The organism is Amycolatopsis thailandensis, assembly GCF_042723255.1.
Classification (GTDB): Bacteria; Actinomycetota; Actinomycetes; order Mycobacteriales; family Pseudonocardiaceae; genus Amycolatopsis; species Amycolatopsis thailandensis.
Genome location: NZ_JBHXJK010000265.1, coordinates 1 through 2,653 on the forward strand (window position 1 = coordinate 1; position 2,653 = coordinate 2,653).

A 2,653-nucleotide genomic window follows, 5' to 3' on the forward strand; every position below is an offset into this window, starting at 1 on the left:
AGGTTGAAGGTTGCGAACGTGGCTTTCGCAACGTCCGCCGGGGCTGGGGGTCGGGAGCCTGACGCGAAGTGTCATGAAAGGGTCTTTCAGGACGAAAAGTGTCCTGAAAGACCCTTTCATGACATCCGGGGCAAGACCCCCGAGCCAGGCAGCGTCCAGACCCTCGCGGTCCCCTGCCAGCGCGCGAGGCCGAAGTCGCGGAACTGCTCGGGATCCCCGGCGACGTCGCGCAGATCAGTCCGCTCGCGTCGCGTACACGACCCAGCGCGACTTCTCCCCGGTTCCCCGGCGACCCGCCCGGGGGTTCCTGTCCTTCGACCGCTGGGAACGGTCCGCGTGGATAGGGTGACGGGGTGAGCGCACCCCAGATCACGCTGACCGTCCGGCACACCCCGTCCGCCTTGGACTCCCGCCGCGGCGTCGTCCGGCTGCATCCCGAAGTCCTCGACGCGCTCGGCCTGATGGCCTGGGACGCGGTCCGCGTCACCGGCGCGCGGGTCAGCTCGGCGCTGGCCGCCCCGTCGGACGCGGAGGGGATCCCGGGCGTGATCCTCCTCGACGACGTCACGATGTCGAACCTCGGCGTGACCGAGGGCTCGGAGGTCGTCGTCGCCCCGGCGGAGGTGTCGGCCGCGAAGACGGTCACCGTGGCGGGCTCGCGGATCGCGAGCGTGTCGCTCTCCCCGCACACCCTGCGGCTCGCCCTGATCGGCAAGGTGCTGACGGTCGGCGACGCGGTTTCCCTGCTCCCCCAGGATCTCGCGCCGCCGCCGGGCTCCGACGTATCCGCCGTCCGCGGTCAGCTTTCCCGCGCCATCGGCATGACGTGGACGAACGAGCTGCTCACGGTCACGGCCACCGAGCCGTCGGGGCCGGTCGCCGTCGGACCGTCCACTGTGGTCAGCTGGCGCGACGGCGCCCGCACCGGCGAGGCCGAGCCCGCCGCCGCGCCCGCCCGCGCCGGGACGACGCTGGTCCGCAGCACGCCCGCCACCCCGCACGAGGATTTCATCGACGCCGAGATCGTCGAAGACGAGCAGCTCGACGAGGTCGCCGAGGAATCCGTGCCGCCTCTGTCGGATCTCGCCGGATCCGAATCGGCCGCGCGCAAGCTCGCCGAATGGTTCGACCTGGCCTTCCACCGCCCGGAACTGCTCGCCAAACTCGGGACGTCGGCGCATCTGGGGGTCCTGCTGTCCGGGCCGGAAGGCGTCGGGAAGGCGACGCTGGTCCGTGCCGTGGCGCAGGCCGAGAAGGTGCGGGTGGTGTCGATCGCGGCGCCGAACATCGCCGTTCTCGACCCGAACGTGGCCGCCGCGCGACTGCGCGAGGCGATCGAGCAGGCCACCCGCGACGAAGAACCCGCCGTCCTGATGATCACCGACATCGACACGCTGCTGCCCGCGTCCCAGCCGCCGCCGCTCGCGACGGTCGTCCTCGACGACCTGCGCAAGGCCTTGCGCAACAAGGGCTTCGCCGTCGTCGCCACCACCGGACGGGCCGAGTCCACCGATCCCCGGCTGCGCGCCGCCGACCTGCTCGACCGCGAACTCGGCCTGCCGCTCCCGGACGCGAAGACCCGCACGGAACTGCTGCGGGTGCTGCTCCGCGAAGCCCCGCTGGAGTCCGGCGTCGACGTCGGGCCGATCGCCGAACGCACCCCCGGCTTCGTGGCCGCCGACCTGATCGCGCTCCGCCGCGACGCCGCCCTCCGCGCCGCGTTGCGCCAGCGTGACGCGGACGAGCCACGCATCTCCCAGCAGGATCTGCTCGACGCGCTGACCACCGTCCGCCCCATCTCGATGTCCACTTCGGACAATCTGGCCACCGGCGGGCTGACCCTCGACGACGTCGGCAACATGACCGACGTCAAGCAGTCGCTCACCGAGGCGGTGCTGTGGCCGCTGCGCTATCCGGACTCGTTCGCCCGCCTCGGCGTCGACCCGCCGCGCGGCGTGCTGCTGTACGGGCCGCCCGGCGGTGGCAAGACGTTCCTGGTCCGGGCCCTCGCGGGCACCGGCGCGCTGAACGTGTTCGCGGTCAAGGGCGCCGAACTGATGGACAAATGGGTCGGCGAGTCCGAGCGCGCGGTGCGGGAACTGTTCCGCCGCGCCGCCGAGGCCGCGCCGTCGCTGATCTTCCTCGACGAGATCGACGCGCTGGCCCCCCGGCGCGGCCAGTCCTCGGACTCCGGCGTGTCGGACCGGGTCGTCGCGGCCCTGCTCACCGAGCTGGACGGCGTCGAGCCGATGCGCGAGGTCGTCGTCCTCGGCGCGACGAACCGGCCGGAGCTGGTCGACCCGGCCCTGCTGCGGCCGGGACGGCTTGAGCGCCGCGTCTACGTCCCGCCACCGGACGCGCACGCGCGTGAGGCGATCTTGGCCGCCAGCGCCAAGAACACTCCACTCGCGTCCGATGTGGACCTCGCCGCGTATGCGGCCACTTTGGACGGTTACTCGGCGGCGGACTGCGCGGCGCTGATCCGGGAGGCCGCGCTGACCGCGATGCGGGAGTCGCTGGAGGCCAAGGAGGTCACCGCCGGGCATCTGGCGAAGGCGGCGGAGACCGTGCGGCCGTCGCTCGACCCGGCCCAGCTGGCGGCTCTGGAGGCCTACGCGCAGAACCAGGTCTGAAGTACATGAAGGCCCCCTTC

General features: G+C 72.3%; 1 protein-coding gene. It reads left to right on the forward strand.

Annotated elements, in window-relative coordinates:
• Positions 1 to 353: 353 nt before the first annotated feature.
• Positions 354 to 2,633 (forward strand): AAA family ATPase, encoded by a 2,280-nt coding sequence (locus tag ACFWMR_RS42555; protein WP_378382492.1) that lies wholly within the window; start codon positions 354 to 356, stop codon positions 2,631 to 2,633.
• The last annotated feature ends 20 nt before the right edge of the window (positions 2,634 to 2,653 follow it).